The sequence below is a fragment of the Xanthomonas sp. 3793 genome, from assembly GCF_024806835.1.
GTDB classification, from domain to species: Bacteria; Pseudomonadota; Gammaproteobacteria; order Xanthomonadales; family Xanthomonadaceae; genus Xanthomonas; species Xanthomonas arboricola_F.
Window position 1 is genome coordinate 652893 of record NZ_JANTYU010000003.1, and the last position, 24886, is coordinate 677778.

16 protein-coding genes are annotated in these 24886 nt (G+C 67.1%); 2 read left to right on the top strand and 14 right to left on the bottom strand.

Annotated elements, in window-relative coordinates; translation table 11 throughout:
- Window positions 1-13: 13 nt before the first annotated feature.
- From FHY18_RS13165 to FHY18_RS13175, 3 genes are all read right to left on the bottom strand, one after another.
- Window positions 14-3106, bottom strand: coding sequence for an efflux RND transporter permease subunit (locus tag FHY18_RS13165; RefSeq protein WP_259155856.1), 3093 nt, complete (start codon window positions 3104-3106; stop codon window positions 14-16).
- Window positions 3103-4251 (bottom strand): efflux RND transporter periplasmic adaptor subunit, encoded by a 1149-nt coding sequence (locus tag FHY18_RS13170; RefSeq protein WP_259155857.1) that lies wholly within the window; start codon window positions 4249-4251, stop codon window positions 3103-3105. The genes FHY18_RS13165 and FHY18_RS13170 overlap by 4 nt, the downstream gene beginning before the upstream one ends.
- 77 nt (window positions 4252-4328) lie before the next feature.
- A complete protein-coding gene (locus tag FHY18_RS13175) occupies window positions 4329-4946 on the bottom strand; it encodes a TetR/AcrR family transcriptional regulator (protein WP_259155858.1) in 618 nt (205 codons plus the stop codon).
- 89 nt (window positions 4947-5035) lie between these two features.
- Between FHY18_RS13175 and FHY18_RS13180 the strand changes: the two genes are divergently transcribed.
- Window positions 5036-6508, top strand: a complete 1473-nt coding sequence (locus FHY18_RS13180; protein WP_259155859.1) for an efflux transporter outer membrane subunit — start codon at window positions 5036-5038, stop codon at window positions 6506-6508.
- 273 nt (window positions 6509-6781) lie between these two features.
- On the opposite strand, the gene FHY18_RS13185 is transcribed toward FHY18_RS13180, so the two are convergent.
- From FHY18_RS13185 to FHY18_RS13195, 3 genes are all read right to left on the bottom strand, one after another.
- Window positions 6782-7219: a VirK family protein gene (locus FHY18_RS13185; RefSeq protein WP_259155860.1), complete on the bottom strand. Its 438-nt coding sequence runs from the start codon at window positions 7217-7219 to the stop codon at window positions 6782-6784.
- A 134-nt stretch (window positions 7220-7353) separates the two neighbouring features.
- On the bottom strand, window positions 7354-7785 hold the full coding sequence (locus tag FHY18_RS13190; RefSeq protein ID WP_167708303.1) for a VirK family protein: 432 nt from the start codon (window positions 7783-7785) through the stop codon (window positions 7354-7356).
- 499 nt (window positions 7786-8284) lie between these two features.
- On the bottom strand, window positions 8285-9694 hold the full coding sequence (locus tag FHY18_RS13195) for an FAD/NAD(P)-binding protein (RefSeq protein ID WP_259155863.1): 1410 nt from the start codon (window positions 9692-9694) through the stop codon (window positions 8285-8287).
- A gap of 622 nt (window positions 9695-10316) precedes the next feature.
- Between FHY18_RS13195 and FHY18_RS13200 the strand changes: the two genes are divergently transcribed.
- Window positions 10317-11075 (top strand): SDR family NAD(P)-dependent oxidoreductase, encoded by a 759-nt coding sequence (locus FHY18_RS13200; RefSeq protein ID WP_259155868.1) that lies wholly within the window; start codon window positions 10317-10319, stop codon window positions 11073-11075.
- A 549-nt stretch (window positions 11076-11624) separates the two neighbouring features.
- Here the strand turns inward: FHY18_RS13200 and FHY18_RS13205 are convergent.
- The 8 genes from FHY18_RS13205 to glgA form a co-directional block, all read right to left on the bottom strand.
- A complete protein-coding gene (locus FHY18_RS13205; protein WP_259155869.1) occupies window positions 11625-12257 on the bottom strand; it encodes an NAD-dependent epimerase/dehydratase family protein in 633 nt (210 codons plus the stop codon).
- Between the two features lie 16 nt (window positions 12258-12273).
- Entirely contained in the window at window positions 12274-14436 is a 2163-nt protein-coding gene (gene glgX / locus FHY18_RS13210; protein WP_259155870.1) for a glycogen debranching protein GlgX, read from the bottom strand.
- A 113-nt stretch (window positions 14437-14549) separates the two neighbouring features.
- Window positions 14550-14735, bottom strand: coding sequence for a DUF2934 domain-containing protein (locus FHY18_RS13215; RefSeq protein ID WP_039424237.1), 186 nt, complete (start codon window positions 14733-14735; stop codon window positions 14550-14552).
- A gap of 23 nt (window positions 14736-14758) precedes the next feature.
- Window positions 14759-17362: a malto-oligosyltrehalose synthase gene (treY, locus tag FHY18_RS13220; RefSeq protein ID WP_259155873.1), complete on the bottom strand. Its 2604-nt coding sequence runs from the start codon at window positions 17360-17362 to the stop codon at window positions 14759-14761.
- Window positions 17359-19293: a 4-alpha-glucanotransferase gene (locus FHY18_RS13225; RefSeq protein ID WP_259155874.1), complete on the bottom strand. Its 1935-nt coding sequence runs from the start codon at window positions 19291-19293 to the stop codon at window positions 17359-17361. Before FHY18_RS13225 ends, treY begins: the two co-directional genes overlap by 4 nt.
- Window positions 19290-21047, bottom strand: a complete 1758-nt coding sequence (gene treZ / locus FHY18_RS13230) for a malto-oligosyltrehalose trehalohydrolase (RefSeq protein ID WP_259155875.1) — start codon at window positions 21045-21047, stop codon at window positions 19290-19292. Before treZ ends, FHY18_RS13225 begins: the two co-directional genes overlap by 4 nt.
- 2 nt (window positions 21048-21049) lie before the next feature.
- A complete protein-coding gene (locus FHY18_RS13235; RefSeq protein ID WP_259155876.1) occupies window positions 21050-23296 on the bottom strand; it encodes a 1,4-alpha-glucan branching enzyme in 2247 nt (748 codons plus the stop codon).
- On the bottom strand, window positions 23293-24876 hold the full coding sequence (glgA, locus tag FHY18_RS13240; protein ID WP_259155877.1) for a glycogen synthase GlgA: 1584 nt from the start codon (window positions 24874-24876) through the stop codon (window positions 23293-23295). Before glgA ends, FHY18_RS13235 begins: the two co-directional genes overlap by 4 nt.
- Window positions 24877-24886 lie beyond the last annotated feature (10 nt).

Genomic DNA, 24886 nt, shown 5'->3' on the forward strand with positions numbered 1-24886 from the left:
CGCCCCAGGCGCCTTACGCGTGCTGTGCCACCGCCGGCGTGCCGTTGCCGGTATCAGGGCGGATCTTGAACCAGATCGAATACATCGCCGGCAGGAACACCAGCGTCAGGATCGTGCCGGCCAGGGTGCCGCCGATCAGCGTATAGGCCAGCGTGCCCCAGAACACCGAATGCGTAAGCGGGATGAACGCCAGGATTGCCGCCAGCGCGGTCAGGATCACCGGGCGGGCACGCTGCACCGTGGCTTCCACCAGCGCTTGGAACGGGTCCAGACCTTCGGCCTCGTTGTGATGGATCTGCCCGATCAGGATCAGCGTATTGCGCATCAGGATGCCCGACAACGCGATCAGGCCCACCAGCGCATTGATGCCGAAGGGTTGCTGGAACAGGATCAAGGTCGGCACCACGCCGATCAGGCCCAGCGGGCTGGTCAGGAACACCATCACCATCGCCGAGATCGAACGCACCTGCAGGATGATGATGAGCAAGGTGGCCGCCAGCATGATCGGAAACAGCGGCAGCATCGCCGTGCTTGCCTTGCCGGATTCCTCGATGGAACCAGCCTCCTTGATCTGATACCCGCTGGGCAGTTTTTCGATGATCGGCTGCAGTTGCCTGGTGATCGCCGCCGAGACATCCGGCGGCTGCAACTCCTCGCCGACATCGCCACCGACGGTGATGGTCGGCACGCGATCGCGACGCCGCATGACCGGCTCTTCCATCCGCACATCCACCTTGCCCACCTGCGACAACGGCACGCGCTGGCCATTGGCACCGGCCAGGGTGAAGTCGGCGATGCGTGCCGGATCGAAGCGCGTCTCGCCGGCAGAACGCGCCATTACCTGCACGCTGCGGATATCTTCGCGCACCAGCGTGACCGGCACGCCACTGAGCAGGAACTGCAGTTGCTGGGCGACGGCGGTCGAGGTCAGCCCCACCGCCTGCAGGCGGTCCTGGTCCAGGGTGAAATGCAGCGTGGGCGTGCGGGTGCCCCAGTCGGTGTTGACGGTGCGCAGCATCGGGCTGTCCTGCATCACCTGCCTGACCTGCGCGGCGATGCCACGCAACACCTGCGGGTCCGGCCCACTGACCCGGTACGCCACCGGGAACTGCGAGTACGGGCCGAAGGTGAGCTGGGTGACACGCACGCGTGCTTCGGATGCGAGGCCTTCGGAGATGGCCTTGCGCAAACGCAGCTTCAAGGCATCGCGCTGGCGCTGGTCATCGGTGCGGATCACGATCTTGGCAAACGACGGGTCCGGCAACTCCGGGCCCATGGCCAGGAAGAAGCGCGGCGCGCCTTGCCCGATGTAGGCGGTGACGATCTTGGCCTCGTCCTGCCGGGCGAGCCAGGCTTCGACCTTGGCGGTGGCCGCGCTGGTCTGGGTGATCGAGGTCCCGTACGGCAGTTGCACTTCGACCAGGACTTCGGGGCGATCGGAGATCGGGAAGAACTGCTTCTTGACGATGCCCATGCCAACGATTGCGAGCACGAACAAGCCCACTACCGAGCCGGCCACCAGCCACTTGCGCGCAATCACGCGTGCCAACGCAGTGCGAAAGCGGTTGTAGCGCGGCGTGTCATACATCGCGGCGTGGCCGCCTTCGACCTTCTTCAGATCCGGCAGCATCTTGACGCCCAGATATGGCGTGAACACCACCGCCACCACCCACGACACGATCAACGCAATGCCCACGATCCAGAACATGTTGCTGGTGTATTCGCCGGCGGTGGAGGCGGCAAAGCCGTTCGGCATGAAGCCGACGGCGGTCACCAGCGTGCCGGACAGCATCGGCGCGGCGGTATGGCTCCACGCATAGGCCGATGCGGCGACGCGGCTGTAGCCTTCCTCCATCTTCACCACCATCATCTCGATGGCGATGATGGCATCGTCCACCAACAGGCCCAGCGCCAGGATCAACGATCCCAGCGTGATGCGGTCGAAGTTCTTGCCGGTTGCCAGCATCACCACGAACACCGCCGCCAGCGTCAGCGGCACCGCCGCCGCCACCACGATGCCCACGCGCCAGCCCATGCTGACGAAGCACACCAGCATCACCACCAGCAAGGCGACGAAGAACTTGGTCATGAACTCGCCGACCGATGCGTCGATGTTGACCGCCTGGTCGGTGACCTTGCTCAGCGTCATGCCCAGCGGCAGCTCGGCATTGATCGCGCTGACTTCGCTGTCCAGCGACTTGCCCAACTCCAGCCCGTTCCAGCCATCGCGCATGATGATGCCCAGCAACAACGCCGGCTCGCCGCCGCTGCGGATCATGAAGGTGGACGGATCTTCATAGCCGCGCTTGACCGTGGCGATATCGGACAGTTTCAGGGTGCGGCCCTGCACCACCAGCGGGGTGTCGCGAATCTTCTGCAGGCTGTCGAGCGCACCGTCCAGGCGAATGAACACCTGCGGCCCGCGCGTCTCCACCGAGCCTGCCGCATTCAAGGCGTTGCGCGCATTGAGCGCGGCAAACACGTCCTGCGGACTGATGCCCAGCGTAGCCAGGCGCTCGTGCGAGAACTCCACGAAGATGCGCTCGGGCTGCTCGCCGATGATGTTGACCTTCTTGACGCCCGGCACGTGCAACATGCGCTGGCGCAGGGTCTCGGCATCGCGCGCGAGCAGTCGTTGCGGCTCGCCCTTGGCCTTGAGGGCGAACAGCGCGAAGGTGACGTCGGCATATTCGTCGTTGACCATCGGCCCGATCACGCCGGCCGGCAGGTTGCCGACTTCGTCGCCCACCTTCTTGCGTGCCTGGTAGAACTGCTCCTGCACCTGGCTGGGCGGCGTGCTGTCCAGCAAGGTCAAGGTGGTGAACGCCAGCCCGGGGCGCGTATAGGTTTCGCTACGGTCGTACCAGCGCAGTTCCTGCAGGCGCTTTTCGAGCTTCTCGGCGACCTGGTCCTGCATTTCCTGCGGCGTTGCGCCCGGCCAGGCGGTCACGATGGTCATCACCTTGACGGTGAAGGCCGGGTCTTCGGCGCGGCCCAGCTTGAGAAATGCGACCAGGCCGGCCAACGAAATCAGGAAGATCAGGAACAGCGTGATCGAGCGCTCGCGCACCGCCAGCGCGGAGAGATTGAACCGGCCCTCGCTCACGGCTGCGCTCCTGCCGCGGTCGCGGTGTTGGCGCCGGTCGCACTGCCATTGGCGGGCGCGATCGTGGTGGCGACGCGCACCTGCTCGCCGTCGCGCAACAGGTGCGCACCCAGCGCCACGATGCGCTCGCCGCGCGCCAGCTTGCCGGCGACATTGGCGTGGTCGTCATCCAGGCCCAGCACCGTCACCGGCCGCCAGCGCACCTTGGCCGGATTGCCGGCAATCACCCACACGCCCGGCCCCTTGCCGGCGTCGAACAGCGCGGCCAGCGGCACCTGCAGCCCGGCCTGCGTGCCGGCAGCGGTGCCATCGGGAATGCGGATGCTCACCGTCGTTCCCAGCGGCGCCTGCGCGAGCGCACCGTCGAGCACGTAGCGCGCCTCGAAGGTGCGGGTCAGCCGGTCGGCGCTTTCGGACAGCTGGCGCAAGGTCGCCGGCACGCTGACCGCGGCGTTGCCGAACAAGGTGGCCTGCGCCACCGAGCCGACCTGCGGGCGCAGGGTTTCCGGCAACTGGATCACCGCCTCGCGGCGGCCGGCATGCGCCAGCCGCACCACCGGCTGGCCGGCCGGGACGACCTGGCCCTGTTCGACCAGCGTCTCCATCACCACGCCGTCGGCATCGGCCAGCAGGTCGGTATAGCGGTTGGCATTGCGCGCCACATCGGCCTGGGCCTGGGCGGCGCTCAGCTGCGCCTTGGCCGCATCGGCGGCAGCCTTGATCTGGTCGTAGGCCGAGGCGGAGATGGCGCCGGTGCCGCGCAGGTCGCGATAACGGGCTTCATCTTCGGCGGTCTGCAGGGCACGGGCGCGGGCAGCGGCCACCGCGTCCTGCTGCGCACGCGCGGCCAGTTGCAGATCCACCGGATCGATGCGCATCAGTGGCTGGCCGCGCTTGACGCTCTGGCCGGCATCGACCAGCCGCTCGGACACCTTGCCTGCAACCCGGAAGCCCAGGTCGCTCTGCACACGCGCCGCGACGGTGCCGGAAAAACTCCGCGCCGCCGAGCTGGCATCGCCCACCGTGGCCACCCGGACCAGCGGGGTGGCGGTGCGTGGATCAGGCTGCGCCTTTCCGCCGCAGGCAACCAGTGCCAGCGGCAGGACAGACAGGACGAGGGGGGTAACGACGCGGCGCCGAAGCATGGGAATCCCGAAGCGATCTGATGAAGGCTCGCATCCTGGGACTTGTGACCAAATCAGTCAATAGTCACAAACAACTTTTAGGGTGACAGGCTGCGCAGCACCAGGCCCGACAACAGCGCAGGCATCTCTTCGATGTGCTCCAGGCTGTATTGCAGCATTGCCGGATTCATGTACGGGCGCAGTACCGCGTAGACGGCCTGGGCGGCCTCGTCCAGCGGCGTCTTGCGCTCGAAATCGCCATTGAGGCGGCCCTGCTGCAGCACATCGTGCACCAGTTTCTGCATGCGGACCTCGTAGGCGATGACCGATTGCCAGCGCTCGCTTGCTGCCGATGCGGCAATTTCGTAGAGCTTGCGATCCTGGAAGCACAAGCGCAGGCTGGCTTCGGTCATCACCTTGAAAAGTCTACGGATTTTCTCAGGCGCCTGGTCGGTTTCGTCCATCGCGGCGCAGACCTCGGTCTCGATCTGGCGCATGCAGTTGGTACAGATCGACTCGCCGATGGCCTGCTTGGACTCGAAGAACTTGTAGATGTAGGCCTTGGAGAACCCGATCGCCTTGGCCAGGTCCGAAACGGATGTCTTCTCATAGCCATAGCGGCTGAAGTGGTCGGTGGCGGCAACGACGATCTGGTCGCGCACGTCATGATCGACCGGACCTCGGCCTGAAACGGGGTAGCTGGATGCGTTATTCATTTCGACAGCTTAGCGCCGTCGCCCCCGACTTACAAAAGTGACCATTTCGTATTAAAGTCACTCAACATCTCCGCCACTCTGGTTTCGTCATGCCGTCACTCCGCACCCTTGCAGCGCTCATTGCCTCCAGCCTGGCCGCAGGCTGCGCGGTCGGCCCCAACTACGCCCGCCCGGACGCGCCGTTGCCGGACCACTACATCGGCCAGGCGGAAGTCGCTGAACGGCAGGCAACCGCGCGGGCGGATCTGGCCACCTGGTGGAACGGCTTCAACGACCCGGACCTGAGCCGCTATGTCACCGCCGCACTGGCGCAGAATCTCGACCTGGCCCAGGCCACCGCACGCGTCACCCAGGCCCGCGCCGGGCTGACCGCCGCCACCGCCGCGCTGCTGCCTTCGGGCAACATCAGCGGCAACGCGACCCGCGCCTACCAGTCGCTGGAAACGCCGCTCGGCCAGGTGATCAGCAGCACGCCCAACTTCGACCGCTACGCCACGCTCTACGAGGCCAACCTGGGCGCGAGCTGGGAACTTGACCTGTTCGGCGGCCTGCGTCGCGGGCGCCAGGCCGCGCTGGCCGATTACCAGGCCAGCGAAGCCGGTGCCGCCGCCACCCGCCTGGCGGTGGCGGCGCAGACCGCCGATATCTACATCAGCATCCGCGGCCTGCAGGGGCGGCTGGAGGTGGCGCAGCGCCAGGTCGCCACCCAGCAGGGGCTGGTGTCGATGGTGACGCTGCTGCATGGCAAGGGACTGGCGCCCGAGCTGCAACTCCACCAGGCGCAAGGCGCGCTTGCGCAGGCGCAGGCGTCGGTGCCTGGCATCGAAAGTGGCCTAGTCGCGGCGATGAACGCCCTGGACGTGATGTTGGGTATGCCGCCTGGCACGCACCGAGCGGAACTGGCCGCCAGCAAGCCGATTCCGCTTGCACCGCAGATCGCCGACAGCGGCTCGCCGGCCGACCTGCTGCGCCGACGTCCCGACCTGATCGTGGCCGAGCGCCGCCTGGCTGCGTCCAATGCGCGCATCGGCGTGGCGATGTCCGAGTACTACCCCAAGTTCTCGCTCAGCGGCCTGCTCGGCAGCGCCACGGCCATCTCCGGCGGCAACCTGTTCACCGGCAATGCCGCGCAGTCGTCCGGTGTGCTGGGGCTGCGCTGGCGGCTGTTCGACTTCGGCCGCATCAATGCGCAGATCGCCCAGGCCAAGGGTCAGGAGGCCGAACAACTGGCGGCGTATCGCCTGGCCGTGTTGCGCGCCACCGAGGATGTCGAAAATGCGTTCACCGCGCTGGTCAAGCGTGAGCAGCAGGCAGCGGTGCTGTCACAGGGAGTGGATGCACTCGGCAAGGCGCGTGGCGCATCGGCCCTGGCCTATGAGAAAGGCACGGTGAGCCTGATCGAAGTGTTGAATGCCGACGACACGCTGCTGCGCGCGTCCGATGCACAGGTGCAGGCGCGCACGGACGCGGCGCGCAGTGCGGTGGCCACCTTCAAGGCGCTGGGCGGTGGCTGGCACTCCAATGCCGCCGCGGTTGCGGTGCAACAGTCGTCACCGCGGTAACGTCGACATAGACAAGATGCGGCCATGCAATCGCCGACCGCGGCCATTGCATGACATCGGCACGCGCGGTTCGCTCGCGTTAGACGCACCCCATGCGCTTCCCCGGTGAGAACTCCGTGTGCTCGGCGCAGCATTGGTGCTGATGGTGACTATGCATCGCCTGCATTCTGCGAATGTGCGCCCCTGGCCAGGCCGCATCGGTGTTGACGTTGTCGCGTGAGCGATGCGATGCGATGCCACCGCTAGCGTGGCATCGCGCACCGTATCGGCGCTCTAGTGCGCGTGGAAGCGAATGCCTCGATCGATCGCGCATTGATACGCCAGCAATGGCCCGCGTTGCTGCAGGCTCGGCAGGTCGTACATGTAGGTGGTCAGCCGCACGCGGTTGTCCGCGCCAACCTGATAGCGCTGGAACTGCTGGAAAGGCCTGCCATCGCTGCTGGCGGCAATGAACTGCGTATCGGAAAACGCCAGCGTCCCATCGGCGGTCAACCGGTACGCACCGATGCGCACACCGCCGCGGCTCTGGCTGGATGCGGTCCCCGGCTCGGCCGTGCAGCGTGAAAGATCCACCGACACCGCAACCGCGCGCCCCGCTTCCAGCGCATCGATCAAGCTGGCCTGGCTGCTCAACGATTCGGTGGCGAACGCAGGCAGCGCCGCGCTGCATAGCGCGGCGACAACGAGTGAAAAGCCTGGATGTGACGGCATGCGGGTTTCCTCGACAAGTCAGTGGCGGGATATGTGAATTGCAGCATTCGCGAGTTGAAACAGTTGCAACCACTGCAGGCTGCAGTGCACGCGATGGCGCTGCTGCAGCCCGCAGTCGTCACGGTGCAATGCACTCAATCGGCGTGGAAGCGGATGCCTTGATTGATCGTGCATTGATACGCCAGCACCGGCCCGCGTTGCTGCAGTCCCGGCAGGTCGTACATGTAGGTGGTGAAACGCACGCTGCCATCCGGGCGCAGCTGATAACGCATGAACTGCTGGATCGGCTTGCCATCGTTGGCCACGGTGAAATGCGAGCCGGAGAACGCGGCGGTGCCGTCCTCGGTGATGCGGTACGCGTCGATATGGCGGCCGCCACGGGTCTGCGTGACCGGCGTGCCTTGTTCGGGTGTGCAGCGGCCAAGGTCGGTGGTCAGGCTGACGTCGTAACCGGATTCCAGGGCTGCAAGCACTTCAGCGCGGGTATTGAGCGATTCGCTGGCCCAGGCGGGCAGCGTGCAAGCGCACAGCGTGGCGAGCAAGGCAGCGGGAGCAAGACGGGGCATGGCAAACTCCAGGCGGACGAGGGAATGAAGCGGTCTGGACTGTAGTCAGCCCAGGCCGATCAACATGACCTAGTCCTGTCTGCACCGGTGCAGTGCGCAACGCATCACGCTGCATGATTGCGCTGCTTGGCGAAGTCGAGGCGAGATTGCGGGATGCGGGCTATGCCTGCGCGCGCAGAGGCTGCTGATGGGCGATCGAACATGCTTGTTGCTAACGGCAGACGTTGGGAGCATCACGCAAGGAGCTTACTTCTGCACAGCACAGTGAGTAGCTCGCACCAACCAAACTCGGGTTCCCGATGGAAGGCGCGACAAGGTCCCTCTCCCGTCGGCAGAGGAATTGGGATGACGGCAAGAAGCGCAGCTGTTCGCCTCGTCCAGCTGCACGAGGCTGCGCGCGTCCCCTCATCCGGCGCTGACGCGCCACCTTGTCCCGATGGGAGAAGGATTCAGAGCCGCTCTCCCGTCGGGAAAGGAATCAGGGTGAGGGTAATGCCACCTACAAGCGCGCATTTACCTCCCTCGGCAGTGGCTCCGGCTCTGGCTGTAACGCCGGCATCGCGCCCAACAACAAGCGCTCGGCCAATGCACGCGTGGCCACGCGCAACTCCGGCACCGCGGTGATTTCCCAATAGCGCCCACGCAATAACGGACCCACGCAATACAGCCCCTGCACGATCTGCCCCGCGCCATCGCGCACGCGCAGTTGCGCATCGGTGTCCACCCCCAGGCCCAGCGGATCGGCGCGCAACAGGCCGGCTTCGCGCATACCGGCAATCAGTGGGTCGCTGGTACGGTCGATATCGGTGTCCAGACCGGTAGCGCGGATCACCGCATCGAAGCGTTGCGTCTGCGCATCGGCAGCCGCACGCGGACGGATCACCGCCTCCACGCCATCGGGTACCCAGCGCGCACGCAGCAGCCGCGCCGCGACGATCTGCAATTGGCCGGAAGCCTGCAACTGCTGCAAGTGCTCGGCCGCTCCCGGCGCGACGCGATGCCGCGCCACTTCCCAATAGGGGCGAAGATGCCGCAGGAAGCGTGCACGCTGCGCCAGCGCCAGCCGCTGCCACAGCGGCTGCAGATGCGGGCGCAGTGCATCCACCACGCGACGCCAATCGTCCACCACCGCGCTGAGCTGTCGTACACCGCGCAGCAGCCCGCGCAGATCCGCATCCTTGAGCGCGCGCTGCAGATGCGGCGGCAATTCCAGCGGCGCGCCGGGCTGACGCAGATGCGCCTGCGGGGCCAATCCACGGCGCGAAATCGCCAGCATGCGGCCGCGGTGCCCGCGTGCGTGCAGGGTCAACGCCACATCCACCATGGTCAACCCCGTGCCCACGATCAGCACGTCATCGTCCGGCCCCAGCCGCGACAATGCATCGCCCTGCCACGGCCAGCCGATGTACCGCGCATGCACGCTCAGACGCGGGCCGATACCGGCCAGCGCCTGCGGCTGCAGCGCACCGACCGCCAGCACCACGCGGTCGCTATGGAAGGCGTCGCCGTTTGCAAGAAACACACGAAAACCGCGACGCGCGCGCTCCACCGCCACCGCTTCCTGCGACAACCGCATCACCGATGCCTGCGCACCGCTGACGGCCGCGTCCAGCTCGCTGCGGAGATAGTCGCCGTAGGCAAGGCGCGGCAGGAATTCCAGCCGCCCGCTCTCGCCCAGATGCAGGGTATCGGCGAAGGCCCCGGGTGCCTGCGCGTCGATGCCCAGATCCTTGGCACGCACGTTGAGCAGATGTTCCGGTCGCGCCGCGCCATAGGCGATCCCGCTGCCGAAGGTCTCGGTGACGCCGACCAGGGTGATGCGCACCTGCGCGTCGGCCGTCTGCGCCAGTGCACGGACCAGCGCGGTGCCGCAGAAGCCGGCGCCGATGACGGTGATATGGGTTTCCATGTGCAACTCCCCACTGAATGACCCGCACGTTGTGCCCGCAGCGCGGCGTGGTTGTGTAAACAAACTGTTAGCGGCGAGCGGCCGGAAAGGCATGAGCTCATCGCCAGCAGTGATGAGGCTTGTAGCGCAGGCCACGCGTGTTGCAGATGGCAGTGAGATGACAGCGGCCGCCACTGCAATCGGCGCTGCCGATGCGGGCTGCAGACGATGGGTTTGGCCTGCGCTGCGCAGTGCCCGGGGTAGCCGGCGAGGCCGCAGTTTTCTGCGTGGCGGTGCAGCTGCACGGAAGAGTGTCGGGTGCTGTTGCTGTTGCTGTTGCTGTTGCTGTTGCTGTTGCTGTTGCTGTTGCTGTTGCTGGTGGATTTTGGAGTGATCTCGATTCTGTGCTGGCGCTGGTAATGCACCGGCGCCATTCTTGTTGGGTGCTTGGGTCAACAAGAAGCCAAGCACCTTGTGGTGTCGGGCGCATGACCCTCCAACGACGTGGACAGCGCCTTGCAGTCTGCTGAGTGCCTGACCCACTGAAGCCTCGCGTGTCCGAATATCCGATGACAGGCACACGCGTCGACCATGTCGCTACCCAGCTGTTTGATAATTGGGGTTTTACGAACTGAGGAACGCCATGTCTCTTTCTGCACACCGTGCGCAACGCGTGTTGATCGCCGGTGGTAGCCGCGGCATCGGCCTGGCGATCGCCGAGGCGTTCGTGCGCAGCGGCGCCCAGGTGTCGATCTGCGCGCGCAACGCAGATGGCTTGGCGCAGGCGGCTAAGACCTTGGCAGCCCACGGCGCGCCGGTGCATACCCTGCCCTGCGATCTCGCCGACGCTGCACAGATCCAGACGTACGTGCAGACAGCGGCGCAGGCGCTGGGTGGCCTGGACGTGGTGATCAACAACGCATCCGGCTACGGGCACGGCAACGACGACGCCAGCTGGCAGGCGGGGCTGGAGGTCGACCTGATGGCGGCAGTGCGCTGCAATCGCGCCGCACTGCCGTATCTGCGCAGCAGCGATGCAGCGGTGATCCTCAACATCAGCTCGATCAACGCCCAGCGCCCGACACCGCGGGCCATCGCCTATTCCACCGCAAAGGCGGCGCTCAATTACTACACCACCACGCTCGCCGCCGAACTTGCGCGCGAACGCATCCGCGTCAATGCGATCGCACCGGGTTCCATCGAATTCCCCGAAGGCTTATGGGCACGCCGCCGCGATGAAGAGCCGGAACTGTATGCACGCATTCGCGACAGCATCCCATTCGGCGGATTCGGGCAGGTGCAGCACATTGCCGATGCCGCGTTGTTTCTGGCATCGCCACAAGCGTGCTGGATCACCGGGCAGGTGCTGGCGGTTGATGGCGGCCAGGCGTTGGGCGTGTAGGCCGGGCTGCGCCGGCAAAGATGCCGCTGCCCGTACACCCGTAGGAGCGTGCCTGCGCGCGACGAGGCTCTACCGGTAACGCCTCGTCGCGCTCGGGCGCGCTCCTACGAACGGCAGGCACCTGCGCTCCATGCGACGCACAGTGGCAACCTGCAGCTACGGTCGGTGGATCGCAGACAGGCTCTGGGCGTGTAGGCCGGGCTGCGCCGGCGAAGATGCCGCTGCCCGTACACCTGTAGGAGCGTGCCTGCGCGCGACGAGGCTCTACCGGTAACGCCTCGTCGCGCTCGGGCGCGCTCCTACGAACGGCAGGCACCTGCGCTCTATGCGACGCACAGTGGCAACCTGCAGCTACGGACGGTGGATCGCAGTCAGGCGTTGGGCGTGTAGGCCGGGCTGCGCCGGCGAAGGCGCCGCTGCCCGTACACCTGTGGGAGCGCGCTGGCGCGCGATGAGGCTGTCTCGGTAACGCCTCATCGCGCGCCAGCGCGCTCCTACCAAACAGCGGACAACCAACTCTCCATCCGACTGCCTCGCAACGACGCCGCGTCAGCCGACCAACTCCGCCGCCTCGACGCTATGCTCCCCACGCGCCGGCGCCAGCGCGGCGCCCACCATCGCCGCGGCGATGCATTCGGCCGGGTTGATGCGATAGCGGCGTGGCAGCAGCGGGCCAAGCGCGCCCAGCACCAGGCTGCCGATATGCTCGCCGGTGCGGCGTTCTTCGCGCTCGCCGCCGATCAGCCCGGGCCGCACGAAGGTCAGCGAGGGAAAGCCGATAGTGCGCAGATCGCGCTCCAGTTCGCCCTTGACGCGGTTGTAGAAAATCCGCGAGTGCGCATCGGCGCCGGCCGCCGAATTCAACACGAATACCGAGGTGCCTTGCGCGCAGGCAGCACGCGCCAGCGCCAGGGGGTAATCGTGATCGATGCGGTAGAACGCCTCGCGCGAGCCGGCCTGCTTCATGGTGCTGCCCAGCGCGCAGATGGCCGCCTCCATGCGCGGTGCGGTCCAATGCTCCAGGCGCTCGAAGTCGATCACCTGGTTACGCAACTTGGGGTGGATCTGCGTCAGTGGCCGACGCGTCAACGCCACCACGCCCGTGCAGCGCGCATCGGCGAGCAGCAGCTGCAAGACCTGTTTACCGACCAGACCGGTCGCCCCTGCCAACAACACATCCATCAGTGCGCTCCTGCCATCAGCGTGCGCCCTCGGAGACGATGCGCGCACTGCTGGCGATGCGGTCGCGCTCCACCGCGAGCAAGGTCAACGAGTGCGCCGGCGCCTTCCATTCGCTGCCGCCGGCAACCACGCGGCCGCCATGACGTGCGGTATCGACCAGCACGCGCCAGTGTTCGTCGTGCATGGCCGGCAGCGTGAACGACACAGTGGTGGATGCCGCATTGATCAGCATCAGCAAGGTAACGTTGGCGGCAATCTCGCGCAGGCCGGTGGTTGGCGAGCGCCCATCCAGGCGCAGCATCAATGCGCGCGCTTCCGGGTCGTGCCAGCCGGCCTCGTCCATCTCGGTGCCGTTGGGCGCCAGCCAGGTGAGATCCTTCAGGCCCAGTGCTTCGTCGAACTTGCCGTCGAAGAAACGTGCGCGATGCAGCAACGGATAACGCTGACGGATGCGGATCAAGCGACGCACGAACGCGGCCTGGTCGGCCGCCGCTGCCTTGGTCGCTGCGGTCCAGTCGATCCAGGTCAGCTCGTTGTCCTGGCAATACGCGTTATTGTTGCCGTTCTGGCTGTGGCCGAACTCATCGCCGGCCAGCAGCATCGGCGTGCCTTGCGACAGCAACAAGGTGGCGAGCAGGTTGCGCATCTGCTGACGACGCAGCTGCTTGATCGCCGGGTCGTTGGTCTCGCCCTCGACACCGTAATTGGCCGAGATGTTGTGGTCGCTGCCGTCCCTGCCCTCCTCGCCATTGGCCAGGTTGTGCTTGCCCTCGTAACTGACCAGATCGCGCAGGGTGAAACCATCGTGCGCAGTGACGAAGTTGACCGAGGCAGTGGGGCGGCGGCCGCTATGGTTGAACAGGTCGGCCGAGCCGGTCAGGCGCGTGGCCAGCTCGGCCAGCTGCCCGCCATCGCCACGCCAGAACGCGCGCACGTTGTCGCGGAACTTGTCGTTCCATTCCACCCAGCCCGGCGGGAAATTGCCGACCTGGTAGCCGCCCGGGCCGATATCCCAGGGCTCGGAAATCAGCTTGGTCTGGCTCAGCACCGGGTCCTGGCGCACCGCATCGAGAAAGCTGCCCGACGGATCGAAGCCGTAACGCTCGCGCCCGAGGATGGTAGCCAGGTCGAAGCGGAAACCATCGACATGCATTTCCTGCACCCAGTAACGCAACGAATCCATCACCATGCGCAGCGCGCCGACGTTGGTCAGATCGAAGGTGTTCCCGGTGCCGGTGTCGTTGATGTAGAAGCGGCGATCGTCGGCCAGGCGGTAGTAGCTGGCGTTGTCGATGCCCTTGAACGACAGCGTCGGCCCCAGTTCGTTGCCTTCGGCGGTGTGGTTGTAGACTACGTCCAGCAGCACTTCCAGGCCGGCGTGATGCAGCCGCGCCACCATCTGCTTGAACTCGGCCACGGTGCGCGTGGACATGTAGCGGCCCTGCGGCGCAAAGAACCCGAGCGTGTTGTAGCCCCAGTAATTGCGCAGGCCTTTTTCCAGCAGGTACTGGTCGTCGACGAATGCGTGGACGGGCAGCAGTTCCACCGCAGTGACGCCGAGCGAGCTGATATGGTCGATCAGTTCATCGGTCTTCAATGCGGAAAAGGTGCCGCGTTCTTCCGGCGGCACCGCCGGGTGCAGCATGCTCAGCCCACGCACGTGCGCCTCGTAGATCACCGTGCGATTCCACGGCGTCTGCGGTGGGCGGTCCTGGCCCCAGGTGAAGGCCGGATCGATCACTGCGGACTTGGGCATGAACGCAGCACTGTCGCGGCGATCGAAGCTCAGGTCCTTGTCGCGATGACCGATGGTGTAGCCGAACAGGTGCGGCGCCCATTTGAGTTCGCCGACGATCTGCTTGGCATACGGGTCCAGCAGCAGCTTGTTGTGGTTGAAGCGATGCCCGGCCTCGGGCGCGTATGGACCATGCACGCGGTAGCCGTACAACTGGCCGGGTCGCGCATCGGGCAGATAACCGTGCCAGACCTCGTCGGTGTACTCGGGCAGGGCAAGGCGTTCCTGCTCGCGGCCACGCTCGTCGAACAGGCACAATTCCACGCGCGTGGCGTTGCGCGAATACAGCGCAAAATTCACGCCCAGACCATCCCAGGTGGCGCCGAGCGGGTTGGGACGGCCTTCGCGGATGCGCGAGCGCTGAGTGAACTTGCGAGTGGCCATCGGTGACTCCTTAGAACGGTGAACTCAAGACAGTGCGCGGTGTGCGGCTGCGCCGGGCTGTGCACGCCTGCATGGGCGCACGGCACGGCCCATGCAAGGTGGCAGAGACGGTGTTACTGGCGCGCAGTGATCGGCGTGGCCGCGTGCTCGGCGGCCTGCTCGGCCGCGCGTTCTTCGGCATCCACCAGCCGCTCGGCCATGGCCCAGTGGCGGTCCGCATGCCCGTCCGGGCGGCCTTCGGCCTCCCAGATCTCCTGTGCCAACTGGCGAAGCCGCGCTTGCCGTTCCGTGTCATTCATTGCGTACATTTGCCTCGGGTCGTTTATGGGGTCAACAACACTGCCACCGGCGCACGTGCAAAGACCGTGGACATCGCCACGCGGCCGCGCTGCGGCTGCAGCGTGCTGCCGTCGAGCACATTACGGTATGTGGCTTCCGGCAATGCCAACGACGCCTGACCCCAGCTGGCCGGCGGCACCAGCAACGGTAGGTCGCCGTCGCTGTGGATGCCTGCGCCCAGCCGGGTGACGGCCACCACCAACGACTGGCTGCGGTACTGACGACGGAATGCCAGCACCTGCGCATCGCCACCGGCCGCAATGCTCAAGGGTTGGTAATCGCCCTTCGCAAACAGCGCCGGATGTTCGCCGCGCAGCTGCAGCAGCACGGCGGTCAGACGCGCCTTGACTGCGCCATCGCGCCAGCTGCGCAGCAAGGTAGTGAAGTCGCGTGCCTGCTCCAGCCAGCGCTGACGCTGCGCATAATCGACCGGGCGGCGGTTGTCCGGGTCCACCAGCGACAGGTCCCAGCCCTCGGTGCCCTGATACAGGTCGGGCACGCCGGGCACGGTCAGGCGCAAGGTGGTCTGCACCAGCGAATTGCGCGCACCAGCCGCCGCGATATGGTTGCTGGCACGTAGCAGCGCGCGGCGTAGCGGCAACCCGGCGCGGCTGGTCAGCACCTGCTCCACGGTAGCCTGCACGGCCTGTTCGTACTCGGCAGAGCCGTCGGTCCAGCTGGTATGCAACTTGGCTTCGCGCACCGCCTTGAGCAGCCACTGCGCCACGCGCTCGGCATAGGCAGCAAGCGGCTCCGCCTGGTCGGCGCCCAGCCCGATGGGCCAGGCCGCTACCAGCGTCTGCCACAGCATGTGCTGGTCGCCACCGGCCAGCGCCGGCGATTCCAGCGTCTCGGCCAGGGCGTCGAACTGGGTGCTCTGCTCGGCCCACCACTTCGGCTGCTCGGACAGCACCGCCAGCCGCATGCGCAGGTCTTCGCCACGCTTGTGATCGTGGGTGGCAGTGGCCAGCAGCGCGCGCGGGTAGTGCCTGGCGCGTTCTTGATTCTGCGCGTGGAATTCGGCGGCCTCGTTGGCGAAGTGGATCGGGTGGCTGCCGACCTCGTTGCGCGACAACAGCACGCCATGCCGGTAGAACGCGGTGTCTTCCACGGCCTTGGCGTTGAGCGGTGCCGACAGCTGCTCCACCCGACGACGCAGGATGCGGCGCAAGGCGATCTGCGCGCGGTCGGCGCCGGCATCGTCCAGCAACCAGCGCTCGATGGCGTCCACAGCCGCCACGATTGCCTCGGGCATGCCTTCGCGGGCACGCGCGGCAGTGGCGCGCAGGCGCTCCGCCTCGCTGCCGGTGATGCCCTGGGTGCCGGCATAGGTGCGATACACCGGGAACCAGCGCAGCAGCACACACAGGCCGCGTGCCAGCATCTGCGGGCTGAACTCGCGCGTGGGCGGGTCCAGGTGCGCCAATGCCGACAACGCGCCCACCGCGCGATTGAATTCGGTCTGCAGCGGGCCGCGCAGGATTTCGTCGCGGGCCACGCGTTCTTCCTGCGCAAAGTCGTCGCTGCGTCCGCTCACGCGTTGCCAGGCACGCGCCAGCGGCTTGAAACCGGCCGCGTCGTGCAGCACGCCGCCGACCTGGTCCATGAAGTCGTAACCGGTGGTGCCATCGCAGGGCCAGTCCGCCGGCAGGTGCTCGCCGGGGGCCAGGATCTTTTCCAGATACAGGCCCAGCGTGCCGGGCTTGAGCCCACGCGTGCGCCCGGCCGCATCCAGCCGGCTGCGCAGCTTGCGCACATAACCGGTGGGGTCGGTGAGCCCGTCCACATGATCGATGCGCAGGCCGTCCAGATGCCCTTCGGCCACCAACCGCAGCGGCAGCGCATGCACCGCGTCGAACACCGCCGGCAACTCCACCCGCAACGCCACCAGCGAGGTGATGTCGAAGAAGCGGCGGTAATTGAGCATGTCGTTGCCCACGCGCCACCAGTTCAACCGGTACGGTTGGCGTTCGATCAACTTGTGCAGGCGGCCATCGCCACGCTTGGCGCCGTCGTTGTAGTCGCGCAGCCATTGCGCCCGTGCAGATGCTTCCGGGATCTCCAGCGTCTGCGGGCGGATGGGATAGCGTTGGTCGTAATGCGCCAGTGCCGCGCTGCCGTCGTCTTCGATCACCAGGGTGATCAGGCCTTCGGCCAGCGCGGTGGCGTACGGGCGGTCCAGCACGGCCAGCCACAACTTTCCATCGCGGCCAGGCGCGCGCCAGTCGATGTCGAACCAGTCGGCATGCCTGGCGCTGCGGCCGTGGCGCAACACGTCCCACCACCAGGCGTTTTGCGCGTGGGTGGCCATGTGATTGGGCACGATGTCGGCGATCAGGCCCATGCCGTGTTCGCGCGCGGCCTGCGACAGGGCGACGAGCGCGTCTTCGCCGCCGAGCTCGGGATTGACCACGGTCGGGTCGATATTGTCGTAGCCGTGCGTGGAGCCCGGCACCGCGGTACCGATCGGCGACAGGTAGAGATGGCTGATGCCAAGGCCGGCGTAGTACGGCACCTGCGCGAGCGCATCGTGCAGGGTGAAGCCGGCATGCAGCTGCAGGCGGGCGGTGGCGCGAAGCTCGATCATGGCTGTGGTTCCGAAACGGCCGCGACGCGACGCGCCTCGGCAAAGCCCTGCAGCGCCGTGGTCAGGCGCGCATGCGGCAAGGGATCGGGCAGGCGTCGACGCCAGTTGGGATGGACTTCGACGGTGCCCGGCAGATTGGGTTGTTCGTCCAGCGCCAGTGCGTCTTCTACTGGCAGCAGGGCCAGCGGCGAGACGCTGCTGGCAGTGAAGCGCAGCGCACCCAGCAGCGGGTCGTCCGCCGCGCTGAGTCCGGTGTGTTCGACCGCCGCGTCCAGCCGCGCGACGTCCTGGGTGCGGGCCGTGGCATCGTCCTTGGCCTGCGCGGGCTGGATCAGCTCCAGCCTGCGTCGCCAGTCGATATCGCGGCCTTCGCGCCAGCCGGTCAGTGTGGGCAGGTCGTGCGTGGTGGTGGTGGCCACCGCATCCGGCCGCCATAACGCCGGCGACACGAAGGCGCCGTCGTCGTCGCGGGTGAACATCAGCACATCGATGCCCATCACCCCGCGCCGCGAGAGTTCTTCGCGGATGCCCGGCGGCACCACGCCCAGATCCTCGCCAATGACAATGGCGCGGTGACGCCACGATTCCAGCGCCAGCAGATTGAGCAGGTCGTGCAACGGATACGCCAGATAGGCGCCTTCGTTGGAGCTGGCGCCGTCGGGCACCACCCACAGCCGTAGCAGGCCAAGAATGTGATCGATGCGGATCCCGCCGCGATCGCGCAGCACCGCGCGCAGCAGTGCGATGTACGGCGCAAACCCGCTACGCCGCAATGCGGTGGGCGAATACGCACCGATGCCCCAATGCTGACCGTCGGCATTGAAGGCATCCGGTGGCGCGCCCAGCACCAGGCCACGCAGCACGGTGTCTGCAGCCGCTGCGGCTTCGGCGCCATTGGGATCGAAGCCGACCGCCAGATCGGCGATCAACCCGATCTTCATGCCGCGCTCGTGCGCTTCGCGCTGCGCATCGGACCAGCTGCGCGCCGCCAGCCATTGGGTGAACACATGCAGCTGCGGATCGTTGTCGCCGAAATCCTTGGCGGCGAACCGTGCGAAGCCGTCCAGCGCCGCGCCGCCTTCCGTGCGGAAGGCGAGCAGGTCGGCATGGTCCGGCGCCACGCGCGTATGCAGATGGCGCAACAGTTCCCACTTGGCCTGCGCCGAGGCTGGCCAATCGATCAATGCGTTGGTGTGCAGCGTATCGAACCGCTGGCGCAGGCCTGCCACTTCGTCGATGGCCTCCAGCGCCAGCTCGCCCAGCACGCGGACCGGTGCGGCATGCAGGGGATCGAAAAAGCGTCGGTCGCTGGGCGAGTACGGGCTGTAACCGCCGGTGACCGGTCGCGAGGCGTGCACCGGGCTCAACGCCAGCGCATCGGCGCCGGCCAGCGCTGCGTGCCGCAGCCATTCCACAGCGCCGGCAGCATCGCCGATACCGCCGTCATCGAGGCTGCAGGCCGAATACACCTGCAACGCCATGCCCCAGGCACGCGGCGACGGCTGCGCGCAGGCGTCGGCCACGCTGAAGCAGCGTTGCGGCGCAACCGCTACCTGCTGGGTCAGCGCACCGATCTGCAGCGTCCAGTAGCCATAGCGCTGTGGTGCCAGCAACTGCCCCTGCGCATCCGCACTCGCCGGTTCGCTGGCGCCGCTGTCATCGGTCCAGCGGCCACTGGCATTGGCGGCAACGCGCAACGGCAGCGGCTCGCCCACCTGCACGGTGAGCAGCGCTGCCGGTTCGGCTGCCTGCGCCTGGCAGCGCCGCAGGCTGTCTTCGCGTTGTGCGGCAGTGGCCGACGGAAATTGCAGGGCGGTCAGCACTGCCTGCACCGACTGCTCGGACACCTGCCGCGGCTGGTCGCTGGCATCCACCCAATCCACCATCACCCCGGCTGCCGCGGCCAGGGTGTGCAGGGTGTTGGTGCTCATGTGCGGTCCTCGTGCCAGGCGATGAAACCGTCGACCGGCAACTGCTGCGCGGAGGCATCGACGTTTTCGGCAAATGCCACCCGCCCGCGCAGTGGCGGCAGCGGAACGGCCGCGCTGCCGACGTTGAAGGCGATATGCCACAGGCCATCCGGCAGTTCCCAGGTGGCGGTGAGTGCGCCCTCGGCCAGCACGCTGGCGCGTACCGCGCGCGCCTCGGCAAGGCCGGGCACCAGCCACTGCCGACGCACGCCCAGCAGCGCGGTGAACCACGCTGCCCACTGCGCGCCGTCGCCGTGCGCGGCATCGTCAATCGGCGAGCGCGAAGCGGCGAAGGTGGCGTGGCTGTTGGGGTCGGGAATGGTGGCGCGCTGCGCTTCGTCGGCGAATGCGGCGAAATGCGCGAACTCGCGACGCCGCCCTTCGCGCACCGCGTCATCCAGCGGCGGACCGAAGTCGGTGAAGAACAGGAACGGCTGCTTCGCGCCCCATGGCTCGCCCATGAAGAACAGCGGGATCATCGGCGTCAACGCGGTCAACGCCAGCGCTGCGCGCAGGCGTTGCGGCGAGACCAGCACGGTCAGCCGCTCGCCACGCGCGCGGTTGCCGATCTGGTCGTGGTTCTGCGCAAACACCACGAACTTGTGCGGCGGCAGCGCCCCGCTCGGCTCGCCGCGCACATGCCCACGCGGATCAGGCTCGCCCTGATACGCAAAGCCTTCGCCGAGCACGCGCGCTAGGTGCTCGGTGGGCTTGTCGGCGAAGGCGGCGTAATAGCCTTCGGCTTCGCCGGTCAACAGCACATGCAGTGCATTGTGGAAATCGTCGTCCCACTGCGCGGTATAGCCGCGCTGCAGCTGCGAGGCCTGGTTGGCCTCGTTTTCCAGCACCAGATGCACGTGGCGGCCGGCCGGCAGGCTGGCCTGCACGGTCTGCCGCAAGGTATCCAGGAAGGCGTTCGGGGTGATCGCATGCACCGCATCCAGGCGCAGGCCGTCGAAGCCGTATTCGTGCAGCCACATCAACGCATTGTCGAGAAAGTAACGCTGCACCTGCGGCTTGCGGAAATCGATCGCCGCGCCCCAGGGCGTGGGCTTGTCCTCGTTGAAGAACGGGGCCGCATAGCTGTGCAGATAATTGCCGTCCGGGCCGAAGTGGTTGTAGACCACATCCAGCAACACCATCAGGCCGTAGCCGTGCGCGGCATCGATCAATGCCTTCAGTTCGTCCGGGGTGCCATAGGCGTCGGCCGGCGCATACGGCAGCACGCCGTCGTAGCCCCAGTTATGCGCACCGGGAAACGCGCTCAACGGCATCAGTTCGATCGCGGTGATGCCCATTGCCGCCAGCTGCGGCAATTGCGCCTGCACGCCGGCATAGCCGCCGCAGGTGCCCACGTGCAGTTCGTAGATCACCGCCTCGTCCCATGGACGGCCCTGCCACTGCGTGTTGCTCCAGCGATAGCTGTCGGTGGGCTGCACCGCGCTGGGGCCGTGCACGCCATCGGGCTGCCAGCGCGAGGCCGGGTCGGGTACCGGCTCGCCGCCATCCACGCTGTAGCGATAACGCGCGGTGGCCGCGCAGGCCAGGGTGGCGGCGAAGAACCCGTCCTGCCCGGCCTGCAGCGCGCTGCGCGTGCCGTCGTCGAAGACCACCTCCACGCGCGTTGCGTCCGGTGCCCAGAGCGCGAAGCGCACCTGTCCCTCACCCGCTGGCCAGGCGCCCCAGGCCGGGATGATGTCGTTGCGCTGCTTCATTGTTATTTCTCCGCTTGCAGGTAGATCGTGGCCAGCGGCGGCAGGGTCAGGCGCAGACGCTGCGCATGCCCATGCATGCCCGTCGGCTCGGTCGCAAGGCGACCGCTGTTGCCGAGGTTGCTGCCGCCGTAGTGGGCACTGTCGGTGTTGAGGATTTCGCGCCAGCTGCCGGCACGCGGCACGCCAACGCGGTAGTCGTGGTGCGGTTGCGGGGTGAGGTTGCTCACCGCCAGCAAGGGTGCGCCGCCCTCGGGGTCGTGGCGGATGAACGCCAGTACGCTGTTGCGCGCATCATCGGCCACGCTCCAGTCGAAGCCCTCGGCGCGATGCGTGCCGCGGTAGAGCGCCGGCACGCGGCGCAAGGTGGCATTGAGATCGCCAACCAATTGCTGCACGCCGCGATGGGGTGCGCCGTCGAGCAGATGCCAGTCCAGCGACTGATCGTGATTCCAGTCGGCCCACTGGCCGAACTCGGCCCCCATGAACACCAGCTTGTCTCCCGGATGCGCCCACATCAGCGCCAGGTACGCGCGCAGGTTGGCAAAGCGCCGCCAGTCGTCGCCGGGCATCTGCCCAAGCAGGCCGCCGGTGCCATGCACCACCTCGTCGTGCGAGAGCGGCAACACAAAACGCTCGGAGAACGCATACACCAGGCCGAAGGTGAGCTGGCTGTGGTGCTGCGCACGCTCGGCCGGATCGCGCTGCATGTAGCTCAGCGTGTCGTGCATCCAGCCCATGTTCCATTTATGGGTGAAGCCCAGGCCGCCCTCGCTGATCGGCGCGGTCACGCCCGGCCAGGCGGTGGACTCTTCGGCGATGGTCAGCACACCGGGAAAGCGCGTGGCGATCTCGCTATTGAGCTGGCGCAGGAAGGCGACGGCCTCCAGGTTCTCGCGGCCGCCGTGCGCGTTGGGGACCCACTCGCCTTCGGCGCGGCCGTAGTCGCGATACAGCATCGAGGCCACCGCATCCACGCGCAGGCCGTCGAGGTGGTAATGGTCGATCCACTCCAGCGCGCTGCCCTGCAGGAACGCCGTCACTTCGGGCCGGCCGTAGTTGTAGATCAGCGTATTCCAGTCTCGGTGCATGCCTTCGCGGGGGTCGGCATGCTCGTACAGCGCGGCACCGTCGAACTGCGCCAGGCCATGTGCGTCGCTTGGGAAGTGCGCGCTGACCCAGTCCAGGATCACGCCGATGCCGGCGCGGTGGCAGGCATCGACGAATTGCGCAAAGCCATCCGGGCTGCCATGGCGCGCGGTGGGCGCGTACAGGCCCAGCGGCTGGTAGCCCCACGACCCGCCGAACGGATGTTCGGTGATCGGCAGCAACTCGATATGGGTGAAGCCCAGCCGCTGGACGTACGGGATCAGCTCACGGGCCAGGCCGGCCCAGTCCAGCGGCTGGTCGTTCCCGTCGCGACGCCACGAGGCGGCATGAACTTCGTAGATGGACAGCGGCGCCGACGGCGCCTGCACCGAACGCCGCCTGGCCATCCATTCGGCATCGGTCCACGCAAACGCGGCGCCACCGGGCACCACCGAGGCGGTGGCCGGCGGCAGCTCGCTCTGCCGCGCAACCGGGTCGGCCTTGAGCAGCACACGGCCGTCGGCGGCAGTGATGGCGTACTTGTAGCGGGCGCCGGCTTCCACACGCGGCAGGAACAATTCCCAGGTGCCGCCGATGCGTTGCCGCATCGGATGCCGCCGCACGTCCCAGCCATTGAAATCACCGACCACCGCAACGCGCTGCGCATGCGGCGCCCAGACCGCAAAGCGCACGCCCGGCACATCGGCGCAGCGCAGATGCTGCGCGCCCAATGCGCTGCGCAATGCCTGTCCGTCGCCAGCGGCGATCTGCAGCAGCAACGATTCGTCCAGCGTCGGGGTAAACGCGTACGGGTCTTCGATCTCCTGCACCAGGTCCGGCCAGACGATGCGCAGCCGGTACGGCCCATCGACTGCCAGCTCGCCTTCGAACACGCCTTCGAACACGCCATCGACCGCGCCGACCTGCATGCGCGCCAGCAACTTGCCGCGCGGGTCGATCAGGCCCATCGCCTCGGCACCGGGCGCCAGGACCCGAACGCGGCGGCGGCCATCGGCCTGCAGGTGCGGGCCCAGCACCGCGAATGCGTCGGTAGGCGCTGCATCGGCCAGCGCCTGCAAGGCAGGCGCGCTGTCAGAGACTTCTTCCGTGATCACACCTTCGCCTTCCGTTCCCTGCCCTTGCACGCCCAACCGTTCGCTCATGACACCGCCGCAAGCGCAGGTGCGGTTGCGGCGGTGTGCTCATAAAGGGACAGATATTTCTTGCCGGCCACATCCCAGCCGCTGGGGCGCAGCATGGCCGCGCGGCGCATGGCAGACAGCAGGCTGGGCAGGCGGAAGGTACGGAACGCGCGTTCCAGGCAGCGGCGCAAGGCCTCCACACTGGCATGCTGGAACAGGAAGCCGGTGACGCCGTCGTCCACGGTGTCGATCAGCCCGCCGGTGGCATGCGCGATCGGCAGGCAGCCAAAGCGCTGTGCATACATCTGGCTCAGGCCGCATGGCTCGAAGCGCGAGGGCATCAGCAGGAAGTCGGCACCGGCGAACATGCGCCGCGCCAGGCCTTCCTCAAAACCGATGAAGGCACCGACCTGGCCGGGGTACCGACGGGTCAGCTCGGCCACCTGTTGTTCGATCTCCGGCTCGCCGCCGCCAATCACCGCGATCTGGCCACCGGCCGCCACGATCTGCGGGGCAACCTCGCAGATCAGGTCCAGGCCCTTCTGATGCACCAGCCGCGATACCACCGCAAACAGCGGGCCGGTGCTCTCGCGCAGCCCGAAGGCCTTGCGCACCTGCGCGGCGTTGGCCTGACGGCCCTGCCACTGATTCACGCTGAAGTGCGTATCCAGATATTCGTCGGTACGTGGGTCCCAGCTGGCGTCGATGCCGTTGACGATGCCGGTCAGCGCGCCCTTGGCAGCGCGGCCGGCCAGCAGCCGGTCCAGCCCGCAGCCCTGCGCCGGGCCGGTGATCTGCTTGGCATAGCTGACGCTGACCGTGTTGACGTGGTCGGCATTGACGATGCCACCGCGCAGGAACGACATCTGCCCGTAGAACTCCAGTTCGGCCACGCGCTCGGCCGGGATGCCCAGCGCGGACGCCATCGAATACGGCACCAGGCCCTGGTAGGCCAGGTTATGGATGGTGAGCAGGCACGGCGTGGTGCCGCCGGACCAGCGCACATACGCCGCCGCCAGCGCGCACGGCCAGTCGTTGAGATGCAGCAGGCGCGGCTTCCAGCCCAGGCCGGCATGGCCGGCGGCGATCTGCGCGGCGGCATGCGACAGGGTGGCGAAGCGGATCGCATTGTCTTCGAACTCCGAACCGCTGGTGCTCACATACGGCGAGCCATCGCGTTCGAACAGTTCTTTGGACAGCAGGATGTAGATCGGCAGCCCATCCGACTGCACGATGCGGCCGATGTCGCAGGCCGGCAGCGCGGCATGCGCCAGCACACGGCCCACGATCTCCACCTTGCCGGCGCGCTCGAGCACGGCACGGTAGCCGGGGATCAATACACGCACGTCGTAGCGATGGCGCAGCGCGCGCGGCAGGGCTGCCGCGACATCGCCCAGACCGCCCGCCTTGATGAAGTCGGCCATCTCTGAGACCACGAACAAGGCGCCGCGCGTATCGGCCAGCGATACTGGCAGACGCTCATGATGGGGAATGAACCGCCCGCGCGCGTCGCGCGGCCGCCCGCTCTTCTTCAGCGTGGGGATCAATGCGCTGCGATCTAGGCGTGCAGTGCTGGCGTGAAGCGGCATCGTGGCAACCATCTAAACGTCC

Bases quoted from the DNA above. Each gene is read 5' to 3' on its own strand.
- FHY18_RS13170 (WP_259155857.1), bottom strand. From the start codon at position 4,251: ATGCTTCGGCGCCGCGTCGTTACCCCCCTCGTCCTGTCTGTCCTGCCG.
- FHY18_RS13175 (WP_259155858.1), bottom strand. From the start codon at position 4,946: ATGAATAACGCATCCAGCTACCCCGTTTCAGGCCGAGGTCCGGTCGAT.
- FHY18_RS13180 (WP_259155859.1), top strand. From the start codon at position 5,036: ATGCCGTCACTCCGCACCCTTGCAGCGCTCATTGCCTCCAGCCTGGCC.
- FHY18_RS13185 (WP_259155860.1), bottom strand. From the start codon at position 7,219: ATGCCGTCACATCCAGGCTTTTCACTCGTTGTCGCCGCGCTATGCAGC.
- FHY18_RS13190 (WP_167708303.1), bottom strand. From the start codon at position 7,785: ATGCCCCGTCTTGCTCCCGCTGCCTTGCTCGCCACGCTGTGCGCTTGC.
- FHY18_RS13195 (WP_259155863.1), bottom strand. From the start codon at position 9,694: ATGGAAACCCATATCACCGTCATCGGCGCCGGCTTCTGCGGCACCGCG.
- FHY18_RS13200 (WP_259155868.1), top strand. From the start codon at position 10,317: ATGTCTCTTTCTGCACACCGTGCGCAACGCGTGTTGATCGCCGGTGGT.
- FHY18_RS13205 (WP_259155869.1), bottom strand. From the start codon at position 12,257: ATGGATGTGTTGTTGGCAGGGGCGACCGGTCTGGTCGGTAAACAGGTC.
- glgX (WP_259155870.1), bottom strand. From the start codon at position 14,436: ATGGCCACTCGCAAGTTCACTCAGCGCTCGCGCATCCGCGAAGGCCGT.
- FHY18_RS13215 (WP_039424237.1), bottom strand. From the start codon at position 14,735: ATGAATGACACGGAACGGCAAGCGCGGCTTCGCCAGTTGGCACAGGAG.
- treY (WP_259155873.1), bottom strand. From the start codon at position 17,362: ATGATCGAGCTTCGCGCCACCGCCCGCCTGCAGCTGCATGCCGGCTTC.
- FHY18_RS13225 (WP_259155874.1), bottom strand. From the start codon at position 19,293: ATGAGCACCAACACCCTGCACACCCTGGCCGCGGCAGCCGGGGTGATG.
- treZ (WP_259155875.1), bottom strand. From the start codon at position 21,047: ATGAAGCAGCGCAACGACATCATCCCGGCCTGGGGCGCCTGGCCAGCG.
- FHY18_RS13235 (WP_259155876.1), bottom strand. From the start codon at position 23,296: ATGAGCGAACGGTTGGGCGTGCAAGGGCAGGGAACGGAAGGCGAAGGT.
- glgA (WP_259155877.1), bottom strand. From the start codon at position 24,876: ATGGTTGCCACGATGCCGCTTCACGCCAGCACTGCACGCCTAGATCGC.